Origin of the sequence: Azospirillum himalayense (assembly GCF_042657465.1) — a bacterium.
GTDB lineage: Bacteria > Pseudomonadota > Alphaproteobacteria > Azospirillales > Azospirillaceae > Azospirillum > Azospirillum himalayense.
This window is the reverse complement of sequence record NZ_JBHSLC010000118.1, coordinates 81196-103403: the sequence shown is the minus strand read 5'-3', so window position 1 is coordinate 103403 and position 22208 is coordinate 81196. Positions and strand designations below refer to the sequence as shown.

At 69.4% G+C, this 22208-nt stretch carries 24 protein-coding genes and 1 tRNA gene; 12 read left to right on the top strand and 13 right to left on the bottom strand.

Going from position 1 to position 22208, the window contains the following annotated elements:
• Nucleotides 1-24: 24 nt before the first annotated feature.
• From ACFPMG_RS32385 to ACFPMG_RS32360, 6 genes are all read right to left on the bottom strand, one after another.
• Nucleotides 25-99: transfer RNA gene (locus ACFPMG_RS32385), tRNA-Thr, on the bottom strand.
• A gap of 174 nt (nt 100-273) precedes the next feature.
• Nucleotides 274-2259: a polysaccharide biosynthesis protein gene (locus ACFPMG_RS32380; RefSeq protein ID WP_376999945.1), complete on the bottom strand. Its 1986-nt coding sequence runs from the start codon at nt 2257-2259 to the stop codon at nt 274-276.
• A 71-nt stretch (nt 2260-2330) separates the two neighbouring features.
• On the bottom strand, nt 2331-3284 hold the full coding sequence (locus ACFPMG_RS32375) for an NAD-dependent epimerase/dehydratase family protein (protein ID WP_376999943.1): 954 nt from the start codon (nt 3282-3284) through the stop codon (nt 2331-2333).
• A complete protein-coding gene (locus ACFPMG_RS32370; protein ID WP_376999941.1) occupies nt 3284-4285 on the bottom strand; it encodes an MraY family glycosyltransferase in 1002 nt (333 codons plus the stop codon). Before ACFPMG_RS32370 ends, ACFPMG_RS32375 begins: the two co-directional genes overlap by 1 nt.
• Complete coding sequence (locus tag ACFPMG_RS32365; protein ID WP_376999939.1) at nt 4282-5472, bottom strand: glycosyltransferase family 4 protein; 1191 nt, start codon at nt 5470-5472, stop codon at nt 4282-4284. The genes ACFPMG_RS32370 and ACFPMG_RS32365 overlap by 4 nt, the downstream gene beginning before the upstream one ends.
• 10 nt (nt 5473-5482) lie before the next feature.
• Nucleotides 5483-6466, bottom strand: a complete 984-nt coding sequence (locus tag ACFPMG_RS32360) for an SDR family NAD(P)-dependent oxidoreductase (protein WP_376999937.1) — start codon at nt 6464-6466, stop codon at nt 5483-5485.
• A 189-nt stretch (nt 6467-6655) separates the two neighbouring features.
• On the opposite strand from ACFPMG_RS32360, the gene ACFPMG_RS32355 reads away from it, so the two are divergent.
• The 4 genes from ACFPMG_RS32355 (at nt 6656) to ACFPMG_RS32340 (ending at nt 10158) form a co-directional block, all read left to right on the top strand.
• Nucleotides 6656-6994 carry a hypothetical protein gene (locus tag ACFPMG_RS32355; protein WP_014240524.1) on the top strand — a complete coding sequence of 113 codons (339 nt, stop codon included), beginning with the start codon at nt 6656-6658 and terminating at the stop codon, nt 6992-6994.
• Nucleotides 6995-7009: 15 nt separating this feature from the next.
• On the top strand, nt 7010-8989 hold the full coding sequence (gene asnB, locus ACFPMG_RS32350) for an asparagine synthase (glutamine-hydrolyzing) (RefSeq protein ID WP_376999935.1): 1980 nt from the start codon (nt 7010-7012) through the stop codon (nt 8987-8989).
• Nucleotides 8986-9135, top strand: coding sequence for a hypothetical protein (locus ACFPMG_RS32345; RefSeq protein WP_376999933.1), 150 nt, complete (start codon nt 8986-8988; stop codon nt 9133-9135). Before asnB ends, ACFPMG_RS32345 begins: the two co-directional genes overlap by 4 nt.
• Nucleotides 9136-9228: 93 nt before the next feature.
• Entirely contained in the window at nt 9229-10158 is a 930-nt protein-coding gene (locus ACFPMG_RS32340; RefSeq protein WP_376999931.1) for a DMT family transporter, read from the top strand.
• On the opposite strand, the gene ACFPMG_RS32335 is transcribed toward ACFPMG_RS32340, so the two are convergent.
• A complete protein-coding gene (locus ACFPMG_RS32335) occupies nt 10127-10606 on the bottom strand; it encodes a GNAT family N-acetyltransferase (RefSeq protein ID WP_376999929.1) in 480 nt (159 codons plus the stop codon). The two genes, ACFPMG_RS32340 and ACFPMG_RS32335, sit on opposite strands and share 32 nt — an antisense overlap.
• Before the next feature lie 233 nt (nt 10607-10839).
• Between ACFPMG_RS32335 and murA the strand changes: the two genes are divergently transcribed.
• From murA to ACFPMG_RS32315, 4 genes are all read left to right on the top strand, one after another.
• A complete protein-coding gene (murA, locus tag ACFPMG_RS32330) occupies nt 10840-12144 on the top strand; it encodes a UDP-N-acetylglucosamine 1-carboxyvinyltransferase (RefSeq protein WP_376999927.1) in 1305 nt (434 codons plus the stop codon).
• Between the two features lie 44 nt (nt 12145-12188).
• Nucleotides 12189-12653 carry a DUF2948 family protein gene (locus tag ACFPMG_RS32325; RefSeq protein WP_376999925.1) on the top strand — a complete coding sequence of 155 codons (465 nt, stop codon included), beginning with the start codon at nt 12189-12191 and terminating at the stop codon, nt 12651-12653.
• A gap of 13 nt (nt 12654-12666) precedes the next feature.
• Nucleotides 12667-13086: an OsmC family protein gene (locus tag ACFPMG_RS32320; RefSeq protein WP_094307333.1), complete on the top strand. Its 420-nt coding sequence runs from the start codon at nt 12667-12669 to the stop codon at nt 13084-13086.
• Between the two features lie 81 nt (nt 13087-13167).
• Complete coding sequence (locus ACFPMG_RS32315; protein ID WP_376999923.1) at nt 13168-14199, top strand: SDR family oxidoreductase; 1032 nt, start codon at nt 13168-13170, stop codon at nt 14197-14199.
• A gap of 13 nt (nt 14200-14212) precedes the next feature.
• On the opposite strand, the gene sugE is transcribed toward ACFPMG_RS32315, so the two are convergent.
• The 5 genes from sugE to ACFPMG_RS32290 form a co-directional block, all read right to left on the bottom strand.
• Nucleotides 14213-14530, bottom strand: a complete 318-nt coding sequence (gene sugE / locus ACFPMG_RS32310) for a quaternary ammonium compound efflux SMR transporter SugE (protein ID WP_376999921.1) — start codon at nt 14528-14530, stop codon at nt 14213-14215.
• A gap of 141 nt (nt 14531-14671) precedes the next feature.
• Nucleotides 14672-14866, bottom strand: a complete 195-nt coding sequence (locus ACFPMG_RS32305; protein ID WP_376999919.1) for a hypothetical protein — start codon at nt 14864-14866, stop codon at nt 14672-14674.
• A gap of 74 nt (nt 14867-14940) precedes the next feature.
• Nucleotides 14941-15486: a hypothetical protein gene (locus ACFPMG_RS32300; protein WP_376999917.1), complete on the bottom strand. Its 546-nt coding sequence runs from the start codon at nt 15484-15486 to the stop codon at nt 14941-14943.
• Complete coding sequence (locus ACFPMG_RS32295) at nt 15483-16055, bottom strand: hypothetical protein (protein WP_376999915.1); 573 nt, start codon at nt 16053-16055, stop codon at nt 15483-15485. Before ACFPMG_RS32295 ends, ACFPMG_RS32300 begins: the two co-directional genes overlap by 4 nt.
• A 19-nt stretch (nt 16056-16074) precedes the next feature.
• A complete protein-coding gene (locus ACFPMG_RS32290; protein WP_376999913.1) occupies nt 16075-17109 on the bottom strand; it encodes a hypothetical protein in 1035 nt (344 codons plus the stop codon).
• A gap of 295 nt (nt 17110-17404) precedes the next feature.
• On the opposite strand from ACFPMG_RS32290, the gene ACFPMG_RS32285 reads away from it, so the two are divergent.
• The 4 genes from ACFPMG_RS32285 to ACFPMG_RS32270 all read left to right on the top strand — a co-directional run bounded on the left by ACFPMG_RS32285 (nt 17405) and on the right by ACFPMG_RS32270 (nt 21374).
• Entirely contained in the window at nt 17405-19180 is a 1776-nt protein-coding gene (locus ACFPMG_RS32285; RefSeq protein WP_376999911.1) for an ATP-binding response regulator, read from the top strand.
• A 171-nt stretch (nt 19181-19351) separates the two neighbouring features.
• Nucleotides 19352-19903, top strand: a complete 552-nt coding sequence (locus tag ACFPMG_RS32280) for a SiaB family protein kinase (protein WP_376999909.1) — start codon at nt 19352-19354, stop codon at nt 19901-19903.
• 26 nt (nt 19904-19929) lie between these two features.
• Complete coding sequence (locus ACFPMG_RS32275) at nt 19930-20328, top strand: DUF1987 domain-containing protein (protein WP_376999907.1); 399 nt, start codon at nt 19930-19932, stop codon at nt 20326-20328.
• The gene (locus tag ACFPMG_RS32270; protein WP_376999905.1) at nt 20325-21374 is read left to right on the top strand and encodes a sensor histidine kinase; all 1050 of its coding nucleotides are present in this window, start codon (nt 20325-20327) and stop codon (nt 21372-21374) included. Before ACFPMG_RS32275 ends, ACFPMG_RS32270 begins: the two co-directional genes overlap by 4 nt.
• Nucleotides 21375-21412: 38 nt before the next feature.
• Here the strand turns inward: ACFPMG_RS32270 and ACFPMG_RS32265 are convergent, their stop codons facing one another.
• Nucleotides 21413-22144 (bottom strand): response regulator transcription factor, encoded by a 732-nt coding sequence (locus tag ACFPMG_RS32265; RefSeq protein ID WP_376999904.1) that lies wholly within the window; start codon nt 22142-22144, stop codon nt 21413-21415.
• Between the last annotated feature and the right edge of the window lie 64 nt (nt 22145-22208).

The window sequence follows — 22208 nt, the reverse complement described above, 5'->3', positions numbered from 1 at the left end:
AAAGAAATTCAAAGAGGGGGAGGATGGTGCTGCCAGAGAGGATTGAACTCTCGACCTCTCCCTTACCAAGGGAGTGCTCTACCACTGAGCTACGGCAGCGCCGGGACGGTGTTGCTGGCCGGGAAGAACTTGCGGCCAACCGTCGAAGTGGCGCGGGTTATGCCACAGGCTTTGCCGCGATGCAAGCGGGGAAGAGCCTTTTCCCGAAAGAAAAATGGGCGGGGAAATCCCCGCCCATGGTCAAGCCCATGATCGCGTCCGTCTCCGCGCCGGTCAGTCGGCGCCGCTCTGGTTCAGAGCCCCGGCCTCGGCGCCCGCCGGAGCGTTGCCGAAGGCGCTTGGCGGCGGCAGAACGGCCTCGGCGCGGAAATCGGGGACGATGTTGGACAGGATCGTCATCACCCGTTCGGCATCGCCGGCCCGTGCCGCCGCCTCCAGTTCGCCCAGGGCGCGGTTGATGAGGGCATAGTCGATGACGCGCGGGGAGGCGAGGAAGACGCCGTCGGCCTCCGTGCGCGACGGTGCCTCCGCCGAGGTCAGGATCTCCTCGAACAGCTTCTCGCCGGGGCGCAGGCCGGTGAATTCGATCTTGATGTCCTCGCCGGGCCGGTAGCCGGCCAGCCGGATCATCTGCCGCGCGAGGTCGACGATCTTCACCGGCTCACCCATGTCGAGCACCAGCACCTTGCCGCGCTCCTCCGCGCGGGCAACGCCGTGGGCCGAGGCCTGGAGCACCAACTCCACCGCTTCCCGCACCGTCATGAAGTAGCGGCGCATGTCAGGGTGGGTGACGGTCAGCGGACCGCCCTTGGCAAGCTGGCGGGTGAACAGCGGCACCACCGACCCGCTGGAGCCCAGCACGTTGCCGAAGCGGACCGTCATGTAGCGGGTCGCCGTCTCGCTGCCGTCGCGCGGCGGCAGCATGTCGAGCGCCTGGCAGTAGCATTCGGCGAAGCGCTTGGTGGCGCCCATCACGCTCGTCGGGCGGATCGCCTTGTCGGTGGACACCAGAACCATCGCCTGACAGCCGTTGGCCCGCGCCGCGTCGGCGACGTTGCGGGTGCCGATGACGTTGGTCAGCGCGCCTTCCGCCGGGTTGGCCTCCACAAGCGGCACATGCTTCAGCGCGGCGGCGTGGAAGACCATGTGGGGGCGCTGCACCTGGAACAGGCGGAAGATGCGGTCGCAGTCGCGCACGTCGGCGATCACCGCCTGGAGCGCCAGGGCCGGGAAGCGCTCCCGCACCTCCATCTCGATGCTGTAGAGGTTGAACTCCCCGGCATCGACCAGGGTCAGGGCCTTCGGTTCGAGGGCGGCGATCTGGCGGACCAACTCGCTGCCGATGGTCCCGCCCGCGCCGGTGACGACGACGCGCCGTCCGGTGACGAGGCTGGCGATGGCGCCACGGTCCAGAACCGCCTGGGGCCGGCCCAGCAGGTCCTCCAGCGCGATCGGGCGCACCTCGATCTTGCCTTCGCCCAGCGCGGACTTGAATTCGGTCAGGCTGGGCAGGCGGGCCATGGACAGGCCCAGGGATTCCGCCTGCTCCAGCAGGTCGCGCAGGACGGTGCCGGGCACGTCGGCCTGGCCCTTGGCGACGATCAGGCGCTGCGGGCGGTCGCCGCGCTGCGCCAACTCCTCGACCACGCGGGGCAGGTCGTCGGGACCGCCCAGCACGGGCACGCCGCGGATGGCGTGACCGATGCGCCGGTTCTTGTCGTCCAACAGGCCAACCGCACGGTAGGCGGCGCCGGCGTTCTGGTCCAGGGAGCGGATGAACAGCTCCGCCGCGTCGCTGACGCCCAGCAGAAGCACCGGGATGCGCGGAACTCCCCCCGATGCCTGTTCGTGAAGGCCGAGACGGCGGTCTTTGAGAAGGCGGTAGGCGAAGCGCGGCCCGCCCAGCAGGACGAGCTGCACGAACCACAGGATCACCGGCAGGGAACGGGGCAGGGCTTCCAGACGGGTCAGCAGGAACATGACCGCCAGGAAGCACAGCACGACCATCGTGACCGCGCGCAGAAGCTGCGCCAGATCGGGGACGGAGGCGTAGCGCCAGATGCCGCGGTACAGACCGGAGAGGCGGAAGACCGCCGCTGCGATCAGCACCAGGATGGGCAGTCCCGTCAGCAGCGGGTCCCTGTATTCGTCGAACGCCTGCTGGCCCACGCGCAGATACAGCGCCACAACCAGGGAAACGGCCGTCATCGTCAGGTCGTGCAGGTAGACGAGGGACGCCCGCGGGGACGGGATGCGCATGCGCTTTACCTTGGAATATCGCTTTGCCGGGGCCGTTCCCTTTCGGGCAACCCGCGGACCATGATGGCCGTTCAGCCGCGCACAGCTTTGAACCATTCGGCGGTCAGGCGCAAGCCGTACGCAGGGTAGCAGGGCGGGCGCCAGTTCAGGGCGCGGCGGATGGCCCCATCGTCGATCACCAGCGAACCGGCGACGCGGTCGAACATGGCCTCGCGCCGGGCCAGCCGCGCAGCGAGCGCCAGCAGGGACGGCGGCACGGGCAGAAGGCGCGCGGGCTTCCCCAGCGCCTCCGCGATCGCGTGCACCAGCTCCGCCGTGGACATGGGCCGCCCGTCATGAACCAGGAACCGCCCGCCCGCCGCCTGCGGGTGGGTCAGGCACTCCTGGATGGCGTCGGCGAGATTGCCCACGAAGATCAGGCTGCGCCGGTTCTCCAATGCGCCCAGCGGCAAGGGGATGCCGCGGTCGACCGCCTGCATCAACCGCAGGAAGTTGCCGCCCACGCCGGGTCCGTAGACCAGCGGCGGACGGATCACCACGGCCTCCAGCCCGGTGCGGGTGGAGATCTCCGCCAGCGCCCGTTCGGCCTCCAGCTTGGAGATGCCGTAGGGGGAATGCGGATCGGGCTCCGTCTCCTCGCTCAGCTCGTCCGGGCGGCTCTCGTCGGCCAGCGCCTTGACGCTGCTGAGATAGACCATCCGCTTGACGCCTGCGGCGGCGGCGGCCTCGGCCAGCACGCGGGTGCCGGCGGTGTTGACGCGGCGGAAGGCGGCCAGCGGATCGGACTCGCGGTCGCGCATGACGTGGACGCGGGCGGCCAGATGAACCACCGTGTCCATGCCCTGAAGGGCGTTGCCCCAGGCGGTGGCGGGGCCGATATCGGTAATGGTGACGGTATCCGCTGCCTGTGGAACCGCGACGTCAGGGCGGCGCACCACGGCGCGCACGCTGTGCCCGCGCGCCACCAGCAGGGGGATGACCGTCCGTGCGACGAAACCGGTGGCTCCGGTGACCAGGACGCGCATCACGCCGCCGCCCGCACAGGCCGCGCCAGCAGAGCCAGCAACAGAACGACCGCCGCGGCGCCGGCCGGAAGCGCCACCCAGCCGAGCGCAAGCGACGCCACGGCCAGCAGCAACAGCGCGGCGTTCAGCGTCAGAACCAGCCGAACCACCTGGGCGTGGGTGCGCCCGCGCTGGGTGGCTTTCTGATAGAAATGTTCGCGGTGGGCCTGCCAAACCTTCTTGCCCTCGGCCAGACGGCGCAGCAGGGTGACGGTGGCGTCGGCCAGGAAATAGGCGGGGATGAGCAGCGCCGCCACCCACAATCCCGAGGCCGCCAGGACCAGCAGCAGCCAGCCCAGCGTGAAGCCCAGCGGCACGCTGCCGACGTCGCCCATGAAGAGCTTGGCGGGATGCCAGTTCCACACCAGGAAGCCCAACGCCGCCCCCGCCGCGGCCAATCCATAGAGCGCCAGCGCCGGGTCGAGCGCGGCGAGCGTGGCGACCAGCGCCAGCCCGGCGCCGATGGACGCCGCCTCGCCGCCGGCCAGCCCGTCGATGCCGTCCATGAAGTTGAACAGGTTCACGAACCATAGCCAGCCGACCGCGGCCACCAGCCGGTCCGCCCAGAAGGGCAGCAGTCCCTGGAAGACCAGCCCGTCGCCGGGGAGCGCGCTCAACCCTGCGACCACCGCGGCGATCTGGGCGAGGAAACGCGGCGCCGGACCCAGCCCGCGCCGGTCGTCCATCCAGGACACCGCCATCAGCGCGACCGTGCCGGCCAGGATCGGCAGCGCCCGCAGCGGATGGTCCACCGTCACGGCGATGAGCGTCCAGCTGGGGAGAAGGGTGAGCATCACGCCCCAGCCGCCGCCGCGCGGCGTCGGGATGGAATGGCTGGACCGGTCGTTCGGGTGGTCGAGGATCGCCTTGAGCCGCAGATAGGCGAGCACCCGTCCGGTGAGCAGCCAGGACAGCGCGAAACTGCCGCAGAGGGCGAGAAACGGGGCCAGAGGATTGGTCATGACGCCTCCGCGACCGGGGCCATGCCGGATTGGGTGGACTCCAGCAGGCGACGGTACAGTTCGACCGTCTTCGCGCCCACCCGGTCGGACGCCATGTCGGATTCGACCAGACGCCGGCTGGCGGCGCCGAAGCGCCGGCGCAGGGCGGTGTCGCGCACCAGGGTTTCCAGCGCGTCGGCCAGGGCTCCGGCATTGTCGGGCGGGACCAGCAGGGCGTTCTCGCCGGCGTGGGCCACCTCGCGGCAGCCCGGCACGTCGGTGGCGACGATGGCCCGCCCGCAGGCCGCGGCCTCCAGCAGGCTCTTCGGCAGCCCCTCGCGGCGGGAGGCCAGCACGGCGATGTGGCAGCGCGCCCAGACCTGCCGCACGTCGGCGCTGTGGCCGGGCAGTTCGACGCCGGGCAGGGCGGCCCAGCGGTCCAGTTCGGCCTGCGTCACGGAGGTCGGGTTCTCCGGATCGGGCGTCCCGGCCAGCAGCAATCGGACGTCCAGCCCTTTGCCCCGCAGGATCTGCTGCGCCTCGACCAGCGGCGCGACGCCCTTGTCGGCCAGCAGGCGGGCGACGCAGCCCACCGTCACCGGCGGCTCCGGCGGCTCGGCCAGCACTTGGTAATGGGCGGTGTCGACACCGGAACCGCGGATGATCCAGGCCCGCTCGTCGGGCAGCAACCCGGCGGCCACCAGCGTCTGGCGGTCGTCCTCGTTCTGCAGGATGGTGAGGCTGTTCGGGCGTTTCAGCAGCGTCCGCAGCAACGGGCGCGCCACGGCGCCGGCAACGCGGGACTTGAGTCCTCCGGTGCCGAGGAAAGCGGAGCCCAGCCCGGTCAGCGCGTTCACCACCGCCGGCACTCCGGCCAGCCCGGCGGCCAGCCCGCCCAGCAGCACCGGCTTCATGGCGACGTGGTGGACCAGATCCGGCGCCTCCCGCCGGTAGAGCGCGGCGATCTCCGCCACGGCGGACAGGGCGCCCGCCGGGTTGATGCTGCGCCGCTGCCAGGACAGCGGCAGCACGCGGAAGCCCTCCGCCTCGATGCGCGGTCCGTGCTTGTCGACGCGGGTGGCGACGGCGACCTCGAACCCGGCCTCGCGAGCGGCGCGGGCCATGGGCAGGCGGTGGGACCAGAAATACCAGTCCTCCGTCACCAGATAGATCAGCTTGCGGCTGGCCATTGCAGCGCGGGCGTTCACGGGACGGGCCTCAGGCAATGCCGTGATAATCCTTGTACCACGCGATGAAGCGGGGCAGGCCGACGTCGATCGGCGTCTTCGGCTCATAGCCCAGGTCGCGGCGGCTCGCCTCGATGTCGGCGGTGGTTTCCGGCACGTCGCCCATCTGCAACGGCTCCATCACCTTCACCGCCTCGCGGCCCAGCGATTCCTCGATGATGCCGATGAAGCGCATCAGGTCCTCGGTCCGGTTGTTGCCGAGGTTGTAGACGGCGTGCGGCGCGCCGTTGGCGTCGGGCGTCGCCGGATGGTCCAGCGCCGCCAGCACGCCCGCCGCGATGTCCTCGACGAAGGTGAAGTCGCGCTTCATCCGGCCCTCGTTGAAGACGCGGATCGGGCGGCCCGCCATGATCGCGTCGGCGAACAGATAGGCGGCCATGTCCGGACGTCCCCAGGGGCCGTAGACGGTGAAGAAGCGCAGGCCGGTCGCCGGAAACTTGTAGAGGTGGCAGTAGGCGTAGGTCATCATCTCCGCCGCCTTCTTGGTGGCGGCGTAGATGGACATGGGGGAATCGACGCGGTCCTCCACCGAGAAAGGCATCTTCTTGTTGGCACCGTAGACGGAGGAGGTGGAGGCGTAGACGAAATGCTTCAGCTTCGGCATGCGCCGCGCCGCTTCGAGCATCGCCACCTGCCCGGTGACGTTGGCGTCCACGTAGGCGTAGGGGTTCTCCAGCGAGTAGCGCACACCGGCCTGGGCGGCCAGATGCACGACGCCGGTCGCCTCGGAGAACTCGGGGTCCAACGCCTCGATGGCGGTGCGGTCGGACACGTCGGCCTTGACGAAACGGAAGCCGGGGCGGGCGGCGAGGCGGGCCAGCCGCGCTTCCTTCAGCGCCACGGAATAGTAGTCGTTGAGGTTGTCGATCCCCAACACCGTCTCGCCGCGATCCAGCAGGGCCGCCGCGACGTGCGAGCCGATGAAACCGGCCGCGCCGGTGACCACGATCGTCATATCCACCATCCTTGACAGGCCCGCGCCAGCCAGCCCCCTGTTTGAGGCATCACGCGCGCGTCAACAGCCCGTCTTATGCCCGACCCGGTGGCCCGACGCCAGTCTGCAAACATCCTCCACCGCTTGACAGCCGCCGGGCGCACCCGATCTACTGCCGCAACCTTAATCACGTTGCCGAGCCGGACATCCATGCCGCCGAAAAAGAACCCCGCGAACCTCAACCCGCTGCAGCTCAAGACGCTGACCCTTCTTCAGGAGCTTGCCCGTCTGGAGCAGAAGCCGGTCGAGGGGGAGGAGGGGGCCTTCCAGGTCACCAACCTGCCGCACGCCCATGGCAACCACTTCCATCTGGGCAGCGCGGTCGTCGCCTCCCGCGACGCCACCGGCCTGACCAACGAGGCCGTCTGGACCATCCTCGAGCGCAAGGGCATGCTGCGCCGCGACGCCGGTTACGGGGTCGTGACCGCCGAGGGCATGGCCTACGAGACGGGTCTGCGCGACAGCATCCTGCACCGGTCCGACCACTAAGCGAGGGCACGCGCCGTGTGCGGCATCTGCGGCTTTCTGGCCGGTCCCGGCTCCGGATCGGGCCCCGAGTCCGGGCTTGAGGCCACAGCACGGCGCATGGCCGACACCATCGCCCACCGCGGCCCCGACGGGGACGGCGTGTGGGCGGACGGGGCGGCCGGGATCGCGCTCGGCCACCGGCGGCTCGCCATCGTGGAGCTGTCGCCGCTGGGCCGCCAGCCGATGGTATCGGCGGATGGGCGCTGGGTCATCGCCTACAACGGCGAAATATACAATTTCCAGGACCTGCGGGCGGAACTCGAATCCGCCGGCCACCGGTTCCGCGGCCATTCGGACACCGAAGTGCTGCTGGAGGGCTGCGCCGCCTGGGGCGTCGAGCGCACTGTGCGGCGTCTGGTCGGCATCTTCGCCTTTGCCCTGTGGGACCGCCGCGAGCGCACGCTCTTTCTGGTGCGCGACCATCTGGGGGTGAAGCCGCTCTATTGGGCGCGGATGGGCGGGGCGCTGCTGTTCGGCTCCCAGCCAAAGGCGCTGCGCGCCCATCCGGCTTTCGCGGCGCAGATCGACCGCGATGCGCTGTCCGCCTATCTGCGTTTCAGCTACGTCCCGGCGCCGCACAGCATCTACCAGGGCGTCCACAAGCTGGAGCCGGGCAGCATCCTGACTGTCCGTCCGGGGCGCGAACCCGAGCGCACCGTCTATTGGGACGCCGGCGACGCGGCGCGGGCCGGCATCGCCGACCGGCTGGCGCTGTCCGACGCCGACGCGGCGGACGCGCTGGAAGCGCTGCTCAAGGACGCCATCGGGCGGCAGATGATGGCCGACGTGCCGCTGGGCGCCTTCCTCTCCGGCGGGATCGACAGCTCCACCGTCGTCGCGCTGATGCAGGCGCAGAGCGCGCGGCCCGTGCGCACCTTCACCATCGGTTTCGGTGAGGACGGCTACGACGAGGCGGTGCACGCCCGCGCGGTCGCCGCCCATCTCGGCACCGAGCACACCGAGCTTCGGGTGGATGCCAGCCACGCGCTGGAGGTCATCCCCAAGCTGGCCGACTGGTACGACGAGCCCTTCGCCGACAGCTCGCAGATCCCGACGCTGCTGGTGTCGGAGATGACCCGGCGCTCCGTCACCGTGGCCCTGTCCGGCGACGGCGGGGACGAGCTGTTCGCCGGCTACAACCGCTACCTCACGGCGCCCGCCCTGTGGCGGCGCATGGCGCTTTTGCCCGCCGGGCTGCGCCGGGGCGCCGCCGGACTGATCCGCGCCGTCCGACCCGCGGGCTGGGACGCGCTGGCCGGGCTGATCCCCGAGGGGCGGCGCCCGCGCCAGACCGGCGACAAGCTGCACAAGCTGGCCGGGGTGCTGGACGCCGCCGGACCGGACGCCATCTACCGCCGTCTGGTCAGCCAGTGGCAGGACCCCGATATGCTGGTCCGCGGCGGGCGGGAGCCGCACGGCCCGGCCTGGGACGAGGGGCTGGCCACGGGCATTCCCGATTTCCTCGAGCGCATGCAGCATCTCGACAGCGTCACCTATCTGCCGGACGACATCCTGGCCAAGGTGGACCGCGCCAGCATGGGCGTGTCGCTGGAGGCGCGCGTGCCGCTGCTCGACCATCGGGTGGTGGAGTTCGCCTGGCGCGTGCCGCAAGCGCAGAAGCTGCGCGACGGCAAAGGCAAGTGGCTGCTGCGCCAAGTCCTTTACCGCCATGTCCCGCCGACCCTGGTGGAGCGGCCCAAGGCCGGCTTTGCCATTCCGCTGGACGGCTGGCTGCGTGGTCCGCTGCGCGACTGGGCGGAGGATTTGCTGGACGAGGAGCGGCTGCGCCGGGAGGGCTTCCTCGACCCCGCGCCGATCCGCGCCTGCTGGGCGGAGCATCTGGCCGGGACCCGCAACAACCAGCACCGGCTCTGGAACGTGCTGATGTTCCAGGACTGGAACCGCCGCTGGGGCAGCGCCGCCGCCCCGGCCCCGCTTGCCGCGAGCGCCGCATGACCACGGAAGACCAGACCAAGAGTCCCGCCGCCATCCAGCCGAAAAAGGACGACAAGCAGGACCGGCTCGCCGCCCGTCTGCGCGAGAACCTGCGCAAGCGCAAGGAGCAGGCGCGTGGGCGGGAGAAGGACGGCCAGCCGGACTGACCGTTGCAAGGCCGGTGACGCATTTGCCGCATCGGTCCGGAGACAGTCGCACGGTATCGTTGCGGTCGATCCGGAACGGGGCAGGGCGGGGCCATGATGGTTGAGTCGGCGCGGGGGCGCCTGTGGGGCTATGGCTGCATCGTCGCCTCCGCCCTGCTGTTCGGCGTGGCCGGGACGGCGGCCAAGATGATGTTCGTCGCCTCCATGCCGCCGCTGGTGATGATCGCGGTGCGCGCCATGGTGTCCGCCGCCGTGCTGGCCCTGATCATGCTGGCGCTTGGCCGGCCGATCCGGGTGCGGCGGGTGGACCTGCCGTTCCTGGGGGAACTGGCGGTCTGGCTGACTCTGGTCAACCTGACCTTCTTCTACGCCATCGCCCTGACCAACGTGGCGCTGGCGCTGATGCTGGAATACACCGCGCCCATGCTGATCGTTGCCGCCGGGCTGCTGCTCGGCACCCACCGGATGAACCGGGCGGTGGCGCTGATCCTGGCGGGCAACGCCGCCGGCTGTTTCCTGTTGGTCGGCGCCTACGATCCGGCCCTGTGGTCGGGCAACGCGCTGGGGGCGGCGGTGGGGATGCTCTGCGCCGTGTGCTTCGCCGCCTACAACGTCCGCTGCGCCCATGGCCACCGGCGGGGGCTGGACAGCTGGTCGATGACCTTCTGGCCCTTCTTCCTGTCGGCGCTGTTCTGGCTGCTCGCCACTCCCGCCGTTGATTATGCGGCGGTCGAGGTGACCTGGGAGACGGTGGGCTTCGTGCTGTTCATCGGCGTCTTCGGCACGGTGGCGCCCTACTGGCTCTATCTGGAGGGGCTGAAGACCATCGAACCGTTCCCGGCGACGGTGATCGGCATGCTCGATCCCGTCTTCGCCGGGGTGACGGCCTTCCTGCTGCTGGGCGAAACCTTCGAGCCGCCCCAACTCGCCGGGATGGCGGTGGTCTGCGCGGTGATCGTCTTCCTGAAGCGCAACGAGTCCGCCGTGCAGGCTATTCCCCGTCCCGCCGCAGAGCCTTCCTGAGCCAGATCTGCGTGTGCCCCGGCGGGTAGCCCTCCATCTCCGCCCACACCGTGTAGCCTTGCTTGCGGTAGAAGCCCGGCGCCTGGAAATCGTAGGTGTAGAGGCGCGACCAGCGGCAGCCGCGTTTCACCGCCTCCGCCTCCGCGGCGGCCAGCAGCCGGGCACCGAGGCCGCCGCCGCGCCGGCCGTCATGGACCCACAGATAGTCCACGTACAGCCACTCCCAGTTCGTGTAGCCGGTCAGCCCGGCCATCAGCGCTCCGTCCGCGTCGCGGACGGTCACCTGGAGGTCCCGCAGGTCGTAGGGGGCGGTGAAGCGCTCGTTGAAGGCGCGCAGTTCGCCGTGGATCTGCTTCACCTCGTCCGGGTCGAGCCGCCCGGAGAGGGAGAGGGTCAGCCCAGCCATCATGCCGTCCTGGGTGTTGTCCCGGGCGCTGTCCTGTGTCACGCGGTCCGTCCTTTCAAATGCGGCGCGAGAAGGGCTTCCATGAGAAAAAGCCTCAATTCCTTCCCTTGAGCGCGCCCGCATGCTCCGCTACAACGCCTGACAGATTCAATCCCCGTACGACTCCCGAGACGTCCGCCGACGATGGGCGTGTCGCGGACCCTCGGACCCGCAAGATGGCCTAATCCGCCGGGCTTCGGCCTTTTCGACAGCATCTGACCGGACAAGACAGCTTCATGGACAAGATCCGCATCCGCGGCGGCAAGCCCCTTCACGGGTCGATCACGGTCGGGGGCGCCAAGAACGCGGCGCTGCCCCTGATGACCGCGGCGCTCCTCACCGACGGGACGCTGACGCTCACCAACCTGCCGATCCTTGCCGACATCAACACGCTGTGCAACCTGCTGCTCCAGCACGGCGTCGCGATCCACATGGCCGGGGCGGGCGGGGATTGCGCCGGCCGCGTGGTGGAGTTCACCGCCCGCGACATCACCAACACCACGGCCCCCTACGACCTCGTCCGCAAGATGCGGGCGAGCGTCCTGGTGCTCGGCCCGCTGCTCGCCCGCTGCGGCGAGGCCAAGGTGTCGCTGCCCGGCGGCTGCGCCATCGGCGCCCGCCCGGTGGACCTGCACATCAAGGGCCTGGAGGCCATGGGGGCGGACATCCGCATCGAGGGCGGCTACATCGTCGCCAAGGCGCCGCAGGGCGGCCTGCGCGGTGCGGAGTATGTCTTCCCCAAGGTGTCGGTGGGCGCCACCGAGAACCTGCTGATGGCCGCCACGTTGGCCCGTGGCACCACGGTGCTGGTCAACGCCGCCCGTGAGCCGGAGGTCAGCGACCTCGCCGAGTGCCTCGTCAAGATGGGCGCGAAGATCACCGGCATCGGCACCGACCGGCTGACCATCGTCGGCGTCGACCGGCTGAACGGCGCCCGCCACATGGTGGTGCCGGACCGCATCGAGACCGGCACCTACGCCATGGCGGCGGCGATGACCGGCGGCACGCTGGACATCCTCAACACCCGTCTGGACCTGATCAAGGCGGCGGTGACCGCCCTGGTCCCGGCGGGCGTGGAGTTCACCGAGATCGAGACCAACGGCCAGACGGGCATCCGTGTCTCCCGCGCCAACGGCGAGCTCGTCGGCGTGGACGTGATGACCGAGCCCTATCCCGGCTTCCCCACCGACCTTCAGGCCCAGATGATGGCCCTGATGTGCACGGCCAGGGGTGCAGGCATGATCACCGAGACCATATTTGAGAATCGGTTCATGCACGCGCCCGAGCTGACCCGCATGGGAGCCCGCATCACGGTGCACGGTTCCTCCGCCCTCGTCCGGGGGGTGGAGCGTTTGACCGGCGCGCCCGTTATGGCGACGGATCTCCGCGCGTCGGTGTCGCTGGTCCTGGCCGGTCTTGCGGCGGAAGGGGAGACGACGGTCAACCGCGTCTATCACCTCGACCGCGGCTACGAGCGGCTGGAGGACAAGCTGGCGGCCTGCGGCGCGGACATCGAACGCATCCGGGCGGAGGACGACTGACGGCGTCCTGCGCCCGCTCAGCCGTCCACAGCGAAGGGAAGTCCATGACCGCCACGCCGATCCGCCTGCGCGCCCAGGATGCCGAGGATCTGAAAGTCGTCTCCGCCTGCCTGCAGGACGCCATCCTGCCGATCGGCGACATGTGCTTCCTGCCCGAAGAGGCGCGCTTCGTGCTGGTGGCCAACCGCTTCAAGTGGGAGACGGCCGACAAGCGCCGCCCCGGCCCCACCGCCGACGACGACCACCTGAACCCCTTCGAGCGCGTCAATTGCGGCGTGCGGATCGAGGGGGTGAAGGCCGTGAAGTTGCGCGGTCTCGACGTTAGGAACCGCGCGCAGATCCTGGAACTGCTCTCCGTCGAGGCGGTGGAGGGCGCCCTGGTCCTGAATTTTGCCGGGGGTGCTTGCGTCCGGCTGGAAAGCCCGGCCTGGACCTGCTTCGTGGAGGATCTGGGCGAGCCCTGGCCCACCGGCTGCAAGCCCTGCCATCCATTGGAAGACGAACAATAATCGGGAGACCGCCATGAAGGCGCGGGTGAAGTGGGTTGATGGTCGGATGTTCGTCGGCGAGTCCGGCAGCGGCCACGCCGTGGTCATGGACGGCGCGCCGGAGGCGGGCGGGCGCAACCTGGGCATCCGTCCCATGGAGATGCTGCTGATCGGCATGGGCGGCTGCACCGGCTTCGACGTGGTGATGATCCTGGAGAAGGGCCGTCAGGCCATCACCGACTGCGTGGCCGAGATCGAGGCCGAGCGCGCCGAGACCGACCCCAAGGTCTTCACCAGGATCCACGTCCATTTCGTGGTGACCGGGCGCGGCCTGGACCCGGCGAAGGTGGAGCGCGCCATCGCCCTGTCGGCGGAGAAATACTGCTCCGCTTCCATCATGCTGGGCGCCACCGCCGCGATCACCCACGATTTCGAGATCGTCGAGGCGCCGTAAGCGCAACGGCGCGGAACCGGCGGCCTCCGGGCGGGTTTGGACAGCGTCGATGCTCGTCCCAGCCCATGGAGCCCCGCCGCCATGCCCTCCAATCCTGTTGCCGGCCGGAATCGGCCCGTCGTCGTCGTCACCGGAGCGTCCGCCGGGGTTGGGCGGGCGACGGCGCTTGCCTTTGCGCGGGAATGGGGTGCGGCGGTCGGGCTGATCGCCCGCTCCCGCGCCGCGCTGGAGGAGGTGGCGGCGGAGATCGGACGAGTTGGCGGCACGGCGCTGGTGCTGCCCGCCGACGTGGCCGACGCCGAGGCGGTGGAGGCCGCCGCCGACGAGGCCGAGCGCACGCTCGGTCCCATCGACGTCTGGGTCAACAACGCCATGGTGACGGTGTTCGGGCGCATCCGCGACCTGACGCCCGAGGAAGTCCGGCGGGTGACCGAGGTGACCTACCTCGGCTCCGTCCACGGCACGCTGGCGGCGCTGCACCGCATGCTGCCGCGCGACCGCGGCCTCATCCTTCAGGTCGGGTCGGCGCTGGCCTACCGCTCCATCCCGCTCCAGGCCGCCTATTGCGGGGCCAAGAGCGCCATCCGCGGCTTCATCGACAGCCTGCGCTCCGAACTGATCCATGACGGCAGCCGCCTGCGGGTGACCATGGTCCATCTGCCCGCCGTCAACACGCCGCAGTTCGACTGGGCGCGCAGCCACATGCCGCGCCGGGCGAAGCCGGTCGGCGCCATCTTCGACCCGGACGACATCGGCCGCGCCATCGTCCAAGCCGCGGCGGACCCGAAGCGCGAGCACTGGCTGGGCTTCACCACCGCCGAGGCGATCCTCGGCACCCAGGCGCTGCCCGCCTACGCCGATTACCGGGTGGCCTTCACCGCCTTCGAGGGGCAGGAGACGGAGGAGGCGGAAGCGCCGGGCCGGCCCGACAACCTGTTCGAGCCGGTGTCCGGCCTGCACCGCACGCACGGGCGCTTCACCGGGCAGGAGGAGCGCCTGTCGCTGAGCACCACGGGGACCGCGGCGCGCGGCTTCGCCTTCCTCGCCGGCCTCGCGGTGGTCGGGGGAATCGGCTACGCCGCGCGCGCGGCCCTGCGGAAGGAGCGCGCCTGATGCCGGCGGCGGGTCAGGGCGTGATCAGCTTCAGCCCGAGGATGCCCGACACGATCAGCGCGATGCAGCCGAGCCGCAGGATGTCGGCGGATTCCCCATAGAGCCAGATGCCCAGGACGACGGTGCCGACCGTCCCGATGCCGGTCCAAACGGCGTAGGCGGTGCCGAGCGGCAGCGATTTCAGCGCCATCCCCAGCAGGGCGAGGCTGATGACCATCGACGCGACGGTCAGGGCGGTGGGAATGGGACGGGTGAAACCCTCCGTCTGCTTCAGGCCGACGGCCCAGCCGATTTCGAAGAGGCCGGCGAAGAACAGGATGACCCAGGACACGGAACACCTCCGATGGATTGGAGGCAGGGTCGTCCCCGCCGAACTCCCCATGCCCGACATGGATGAGACATGGTGGGGCGTGCCGTGGTGAGGTCGTCCTCACGGGAGGGCGACCGGGATATAGGGATGCGGACCGTCCGGTCAAGCCCCGTCCCAGCGATGGCCGCTGTCGGTCTCGCACAGCACGGCGACCTCGCGGCGGGGGCAGCGGCGGTCGTCCAGGGGCAGGACCAGGGGCAGGAACGTGGCTTCGGGCGCGGGGCGCTCACGGGTGGCCGGCTGCGACGGGGACGGGGGCGGAAGGTGCGTTGCGGTGCGGCGGGTCATGGCGGTCACCAGGGTGTGAGGGTCGTTCGCTCCACTCTAACCGTGGTGTTCTTCCGACGCTGTGGCGGGCCTCACAGGATGGCTCAGGCCCGCTTGCGCTCCGCCGCGTCCTTGGGCAGGAACAGGCGGCAGGTCAGGACCGGCCCGATCTCGTAGCCGTTGACGCGCGGGAAGCGCTGGGCGACGCGGTCCAGAGCCTCCTTCTGGTTGGCGGCGACGACCAGATAGGCCCGGCCGTCGCGCCACGAGGCGGCCATGGCGCCGCTGGTGTAGAGCGCGTCGGGCGCGCGGCGCACCGCCACCTCCCAGATGGTTCCGGGCCGGGCCTCCAGCCGGTCGAAGACATGGAAGAGTTCCATTGGCGCCTGCTGGACCGCGTCGAGCTGCCGCTCCAGCGCCTCGGCCTGCCGCTTCGCCTCGGCCAGAGCCTCCTCCAGGCCGCCCAGCGTTCCGCGCGTCGTCTCCAGCGTCTTCCGGGCTTCCTGGACGCGCTGGTCCATGGTCCGGATGTCCTTTTCGGCGGTGGCGATCTCGTCGCGCGCCGAGCGGACGCGGCGTTCGCCCATCCGGTTCACCACGACGCTGGCCGCCAGCAGCAGCAGCGCCGCGTAGAGGATGATCGCCGTCATGGGGAAACCGGCCGCGCGCCGTCGTTCGTCCCGCTTCCAACTGGGATCAACGGGATCGTTTCCGGCCGCGAAGACAGGACCCCGTTGCGCTCGCTGAAGGCGCGCTGAAGCATCGCCGCCGCGGCGTCCGGCGTGTCGGCCCAGACGCGGGCGATGTTCCGGCGATCCCAGATCGCCCGTGCGAACAGCATGCGCCGGGGATCGAGCCGGGCGAAATCCGGGACGGTGCGCAACTCGCTCTCAAAGCGCTGGGCGCCGTTCTGGGCATCGCCGATCTCATGCACCAGGGCGATCTTGGACGCTTTCACTGACGCGATCAGGCCGGTCAGGCGCCCGCGCTCGGCGGTCAGCCGGTCGAGGGACTCCTGCCGGGAGGTACTCTCGGCTTGGGCGTCCTCGATGCGGCGGCTGAGGGTGGCGAGGTCGGCGGCCTGCGCCTCCAGCTTCCGTCGCAGCAGCGCCTTGCGGCTGCCGGTGGCGGTCAGGCGCGACGCCTCGTAGACCACGGACAGGCCGAGCGCGCCGACGCACAGGACCAGCAAGGCGAGGGCGAAGGTGTCCATGTTCATCGCATCACCATCCGAACCATCAGCGCGCGCCCGGTGTGCCGGTGACGTTCATCACCCCGGCCGGTGGGGACGCCGGCCGTTTGGCGGGCGACGGGGACAGGGATCGTCCGGAACGCCGCGCGGCTTCGAACAGGTCCCGCAGTCCGCGGTCGGAAGCGCGCATCGGGCTGACTCCAGGCATGGATAAGTCCGAAACGCTGCCATCCGCCTCCTCGCTGTGCGCCGTCAGCCATGCGGCGGCGGCATCGACCAGCGGCAGCGGAAGCAGCGCCCGCAGAGCCGCACCGAGCAGGGGGTCGCGGCGCGTGTAGAGACCGGCCACCGCGAACAGGGCCAGCGCCTCCGGCGGGATGCTGTCGCTGGTCAGCGCGCCGCGGACGCAGGCCAGCAACTCGTCGATCTCCATGTCCGGCGCCCGTCCGCCCAGCGGCCGCCACCGGTCGGACAGGCGCAGCGCGGTGGCCAGCGTGTCCACGTCCGTGCCGTCCAGCGGCCGGAGCGCCACGACGCCGCCGGGGATCGCCAGGGCACTGGCGGCGCGCATGCGGTGGGTGTTGGCCTCCTCCAGGAACAGGGCGAGCGCTGCGGGGTCGGTGCGCAGCGCGTCCAGGACGGTCAGCGAGCGGTCGCGCAGGACCTCCGCCCAATCCACCATTTCCGGGGAAGCGAGAACCCGGTCCAGGGCTCCGTCGACCAGCCGGTTGTCCAGGCGGTTCTGCACGGTGGCCGGAAGGTCGTCCATGCGCCTCGACAGCGCCGGCCACCAACCGGCGGTGTCGAGGACGCGGATGCAGCCGGGCAGCGGGTCGGCGATCGACAGCAGGACCGGATCGCGCAGCATCACCGGCTCCAGCCAGCGCGCCCACAGGCGGCGTGTGTGCGCCTGCCGCCGGCTGGACAGCAGACCGAGAAACATGGCGCGCACCGGCAGTCCGCCCGGCCGGTCCGCGGCCCGCGACGCGCCGGGACGGTGGTCGAAGCGCGAAAGGAACCGGCGGAACGCCGCGTACCGACCGATGGGCGCACCGTTCGGTCCCGTGCCATCCGGAGTCATGCCGTCCAGGTCCCTGCCATGGGATTCCCCGTTTTCGAGGTCCCCACCCTTGAGATCCATGTCCATACGCGGGCCTGCTCCCTCAATTTCGGGGAGTATAAAAGAATGCAGTAATACTTGGGTATTCATCAAAGGGCAGAATCAGCCCAAATTCGTGCCAGGTGTCTCTTATGCATGACGTTTTGTGACAATTTGCTACAGCCCTGGACGGGTGGGCTTAGGTCTCGTACCGCTTTGGTGCCTTCCTTGTCCGTCGATGCGGAACCATTCGGGTAGGTCATGCGTGGAGGAGAGCATGGGCCAGGGTATGGACGAAGGTCTGGACGACGAACCGTTGTTCGGACCCGACGACGGCTTCGCCGACGACTCGACGGCCAACGCCCGGCCGGCGGACCCGTGGCCCGTGCTGGTGGTCGACGACGACCCCCAGGTCCATACCATGACCGAGGTGTTGCTGCGCGATTTCGAGTTCGAAGACCGGCCGTTCGAGGTGGTCAGCGCCCTGTCGGCGGCGGCCGCAAGGTCGCTTCTTATGACCCGACCGGACATCCCGGTGGCGCTTCTCGACGTGGTGATGGAGACGGACGACGCCGGCCTGCGTCTGGTCCGCTTCATCCGCGAGGACCTGAACAATCACCGCATGCGCATCATCCTGCGCACCGGCCAGCCGGGACAGGCGCCGGAGCGGGACGTGGTCGTCGCCTACGACATCAACGACTACAAGGCCAAGAGCGAACTCACCGCCCAGCGCCTGTTCACCACGCTGGTCAGCGGGCTGCGGGCGTGGCGCGACATCGTGACCATCGAGCGGCACCGCCAGGGGCTGGAGCGCATCCTCGCCGCCTCCGCCCCGCTGTTCGAGACCCGGTCCATGCGCACGCTGGTGGAGGAGCTGGTGGACCAGCTCAGCAAGGTCGTGGACAACAGCGGCGGTGCCGTTCTGGCCTGCCGCATGGTGGATCGCGGCGACGGCAAGACGCGGGCCACCGTGGTTGCCGGCTCCGGCCGTTTCGCGCGGTTCGTCGGGCGGCCCGCCTCCGACATCCTGGAGGCCGAGCTGACCGCCCAGGTGATTTCCGCCTTCGAGACGCAGCAGAGCAATTTCGGATCGTCCCGCTGCATCCTCGCCTTTCGCACCCGGGAGCATGGAACGACGGTCTTCGCCCTGGAGCGGAGCGAGCCTTACCGCGAAGACGATCATCGGTTGCTGGAGCTGTTCTGCGCCCGCGTCATCATCGGCTTCGACAATGTGTGCCTGTACGAGGATCTGGTGGCGCTGAACCAGTCGCTGGAACGGCGCGTCGGCGAGCGGACGGCCGAGCTGGCCGCCAACCAGGCCGCCCTGGTCGCCGCCAAGGAGCGGGTGGAGCGGGCGTTGGAGGCGGAACTGGTCGCCCGCGAGCAGCAGCGCCAGTTCGTCACCATGGTCAGCCACGAATTCCGCACACCGCTGGCCATCATCGACAGCGCCGCCCAGATGCTGACGCTGCGGGCGGAGCGGGAGACCCCGGACTCGCTGGAACGGCTGCGCGTCATCCGCAGCAGCGTCCAGCGCCTGACCGGGTTGATCGACACGCATCTGACCGACGAGCGGCTTCAGGCCGGGACGCTGCGGGTGCAGCGGGCGGACGTGGACCTGCGGGCGCTGCTGCGTTCGGTGACGGAACCCTTCCGCACCGCCTACACCGGCTGCGACTTCCACCTGGATCTGGACCGTTTGCCGCCGGTGGTCATGGCCGACGGGCATCTGCTGGGCATGCTGTTCAGCAACCTGCTGAACAACGCCTTCAAATATTCGGACGGTGACTGCCGCATCACGGTGCGCGGCGAGACCGACGCCGGCCTGGCGGTGGTCGCGGTGGCCGACCAGGGCCGCGGCATCCCGCAGCACGAGTTGCCCATGCTGTTCGAGCGGCATTACCGGGGAACCGGCTCGGCGGGTGTGCCGGGGACGGGCATCGGACTGCACACGGTACGGCAGATCATCCTGCTGCATGGCGGCTCGATCAGCGCCGAAAGCACGGTCGGCCAGGGCAGTGTCTTCCGCGTCCGTCTTCCCGTGAAAGGCTGAACGCGCAGGGCCGCCCCGCCGCCGTCCGCCCCTGATAATCCTTTCAGCGCGGCGGACGGAAATGTAACGTGTTCATAACGAGGCCGACGCGATTGCCGGAAACCGCTCCGGCTCCCCACAGACGCGGCGAACGGCCTTTTCGCCCCCAACGGAAGAACCGCGGACTCCATTATGCTCGCTCAGCAATATGCCGGGATCAAACGGGACCTCGACGAGAAAGGCATCATTTTCTCGTTCAGCGGCTATCTGTCCGAGGGAATACTCTATTCCCTGGGTGAGGCGTTGCGGGAGAAGATGGCTTTGGAGGATACCGACGGCCCGACGGTCCGCCGGGTCTTCGCCGTCTTCGTCGAGCAGATGCAGAACATCATCCGCTATTCAGCCGAGAAGGTGACCGGCGCGCGCGAGAAGCCGGTCGAACTCAGCGCCGGGATGGTCACCATCGGCATGGAAGGCGGGAAGGTCTTCATCGTCTGCGGCAACACCGTCTACAACGCCGACGTTCCACGCCTGCGCGATCGGTTGGAGTATCTCAAGGGCTTGGACAAGGACGCGATCAAGACCTATTACCGGGAGCAACTGCGCGAAACCCCGGAAGAGGGCGCGCGGGGCGCCAACATCGGCCTGATCGAGATCGCGCGGCGCGCCAGCGAACCCATCGAGTACGACTTCCTCGAAATGGACGAAGGCAAAAGCTTCTTCTGTCTCAAGGCTCGGATCTGAAAGCGGCTGTGGACATCCGGACGACCATGGAATCCCTGAAATTGCCCGCAACGGGCCGGACGCCCGAAGTCGATTTCGACTTCGCCCAAGGCGTGCTCCGCCTCAGCGGCGAGTCCTATCCCGACGACGTCGCGACCTTCTTCGGGCCGATCTTCGCAGCGCTCCGCGCCTTCCTCGCCGAGGCGGGCGGCCACCCGATCCGCTTCGACATGGAACTGCTGTATTTCAACAGCTCCAGCGCGAAGGCCCTGATGAACATCTTCCAGATGCTGGAGACGGCGGCGGGCAACGGACGCATCATCTCCGTCACCTGGTGCTACGAGGAAAACGACGATTCGATGCAGGAGCTGGGTGAGGATTTCGCCGAGGATCTGCACCACGTCTCCTTCACCCTGAAACAGATTCCCGCAGACGGGGCATCATGACCTTCAACCTCTTCGCCGCTGAGGAGCAGGCCATCGAGCAGGCCCGCCTTCTGGGGGAGAGGCTGGGCACCGCCGCGCCCGAACTGCGCGCCGAGTTCGAGGCGCTGGTGGAGGCGTTCCAGCGCAGCACGCGCGAGCAGCGCCGGCTGGTTCGGGTCAGCGACCGGCTGCAGGCGCAGCTCGGCTCTGCCAACCAGGAGCTGGAGCGGCGACGGCAGGAGGCGGAAACCGCGCTGGCCGACCTGCGGGAGGCGCAGGAGGCGATGGTCCGTGCCGAGAAGCTAGCCTCCCTGGGCGCCCTGGTGGCCGGGGTGGCTCATGAAATCAACACTCCCGTGGGCATCGCGGTGTCCTGCGCGTCGCATCTGTCCGACGCCACCGCCGGGCTGCGTCGGCGCGCCCAGTCCGGGGAACTGAGCAAGGCGGACTTTTCGCGCTATCTGGCCACGGCCACGGACACCGCGGCGCTGATCCTCACCAATTGCGAGCGGGCGGCCAAGCTGATCGCCAGCTTCAAGCAGGTGGCGGTCGATCGTGCCAGCGCCGAACGGCGGGCGGTGAATCTCAACCGCTACATCCAGGAAACGCTGGTCAGTCTGGAGCCGAAGCTCCGCCAGGGTCGGCACGGCATCTCCGTCTCCTGCCCGGATGGGCTGGTGGTCGACAGCTATCCGGGTGCGCTGTCGCAGATCCTGACCAACCTCGTGATGAATTCCGTCACCCACGCCTTCGTCGACGCGCAGGGCGCGGAGGGGCAGGGCGGCATCCTGTCGATCACGGTGGACGAGCCGGAGCCCGGCGCCGTCCGGCTGGTCTACGCCGACAACGGCCGCGGCATTCCGGCGGACCATCTGCCCCGGATCTTCGATCCCTTTTTCACCACCCGGCGCGGCGAGGGGGGCAGTGGGCTCGGCCTGCACATCGTGCACAATCTGGCCGTCGGGGCGCTGAAGGGGACGATCGTGGTGGACAGCGCGCCGGGACGGGGAACGCGCTTCGTCCTGACCTTTCCGAAAAACACCCCTGCGGACGACGCCCCCGCCTGAACGGCCTCTCAGATCACGCGGCCTCAGATCACGCGGCCTCAGATCACGCGGACTGGGGCGGAGAACACATAGCCGACGCCGTGGACCGATTTGACCGGGGCGGTTTCGCCGATGGCGTTCTCAACCTTGTGGCGCAGGCGCCCGACCACCGTGTCGATCGAGCGATCGTCGGGATTCCAACGGCGGTTGTAGAGCGCCACCGAGATCTGGTCGCGGGTCGCCGGCTGGCGGGCCTGTCCGGCCAGCAGCGAGACCAGCTTCATCTCCATGCTCGTCAGGCTGACCCGCACGCCGGCCGGGCTGGTCAGCGCCCAGGCCGTGACGTCCAGAACCCAACTGGCCTCGTCCGTCGCGGGCTGTCCGGAGGATTGCGGGGCCGGTGGGGCGGCAGCGCCATTGCTGGTTTCCAGACGGCGGAGCAGGGCCTTGGCCTGGGCCTCCAGCTCGCGCATTTCGACGGGCTTCACCAGATAGGCGTCGGCGCCCAGTTCCAGCCCGACCACCCGGTCCACGGTGGAGCCGCGGGCGGTCACCATGATGATTCCGATGGCGGGATTTTCGCGCAGCCGCGTGGCGATCTTGAATCCGTCCTCGCCCGGAAGATTGACGTCCAGAACAACCAAGGACACCGGGCGCGAGGCGATCTGTTCGTCCAGTTCGCGCCCATTTTTCGCCCCGACCGCATCGAAGCCGCAACTGCGCAAATACTCGATCATGTCACGTCGCAGAGACGCCTCGTCCTCGACGACAACGATCGTAACGGCCGCCATCCCCTCTGCTCCCCCGTTACCGGTGCTTATTGTTCACAGGGCCGGCGCGGAAATTATATGAATT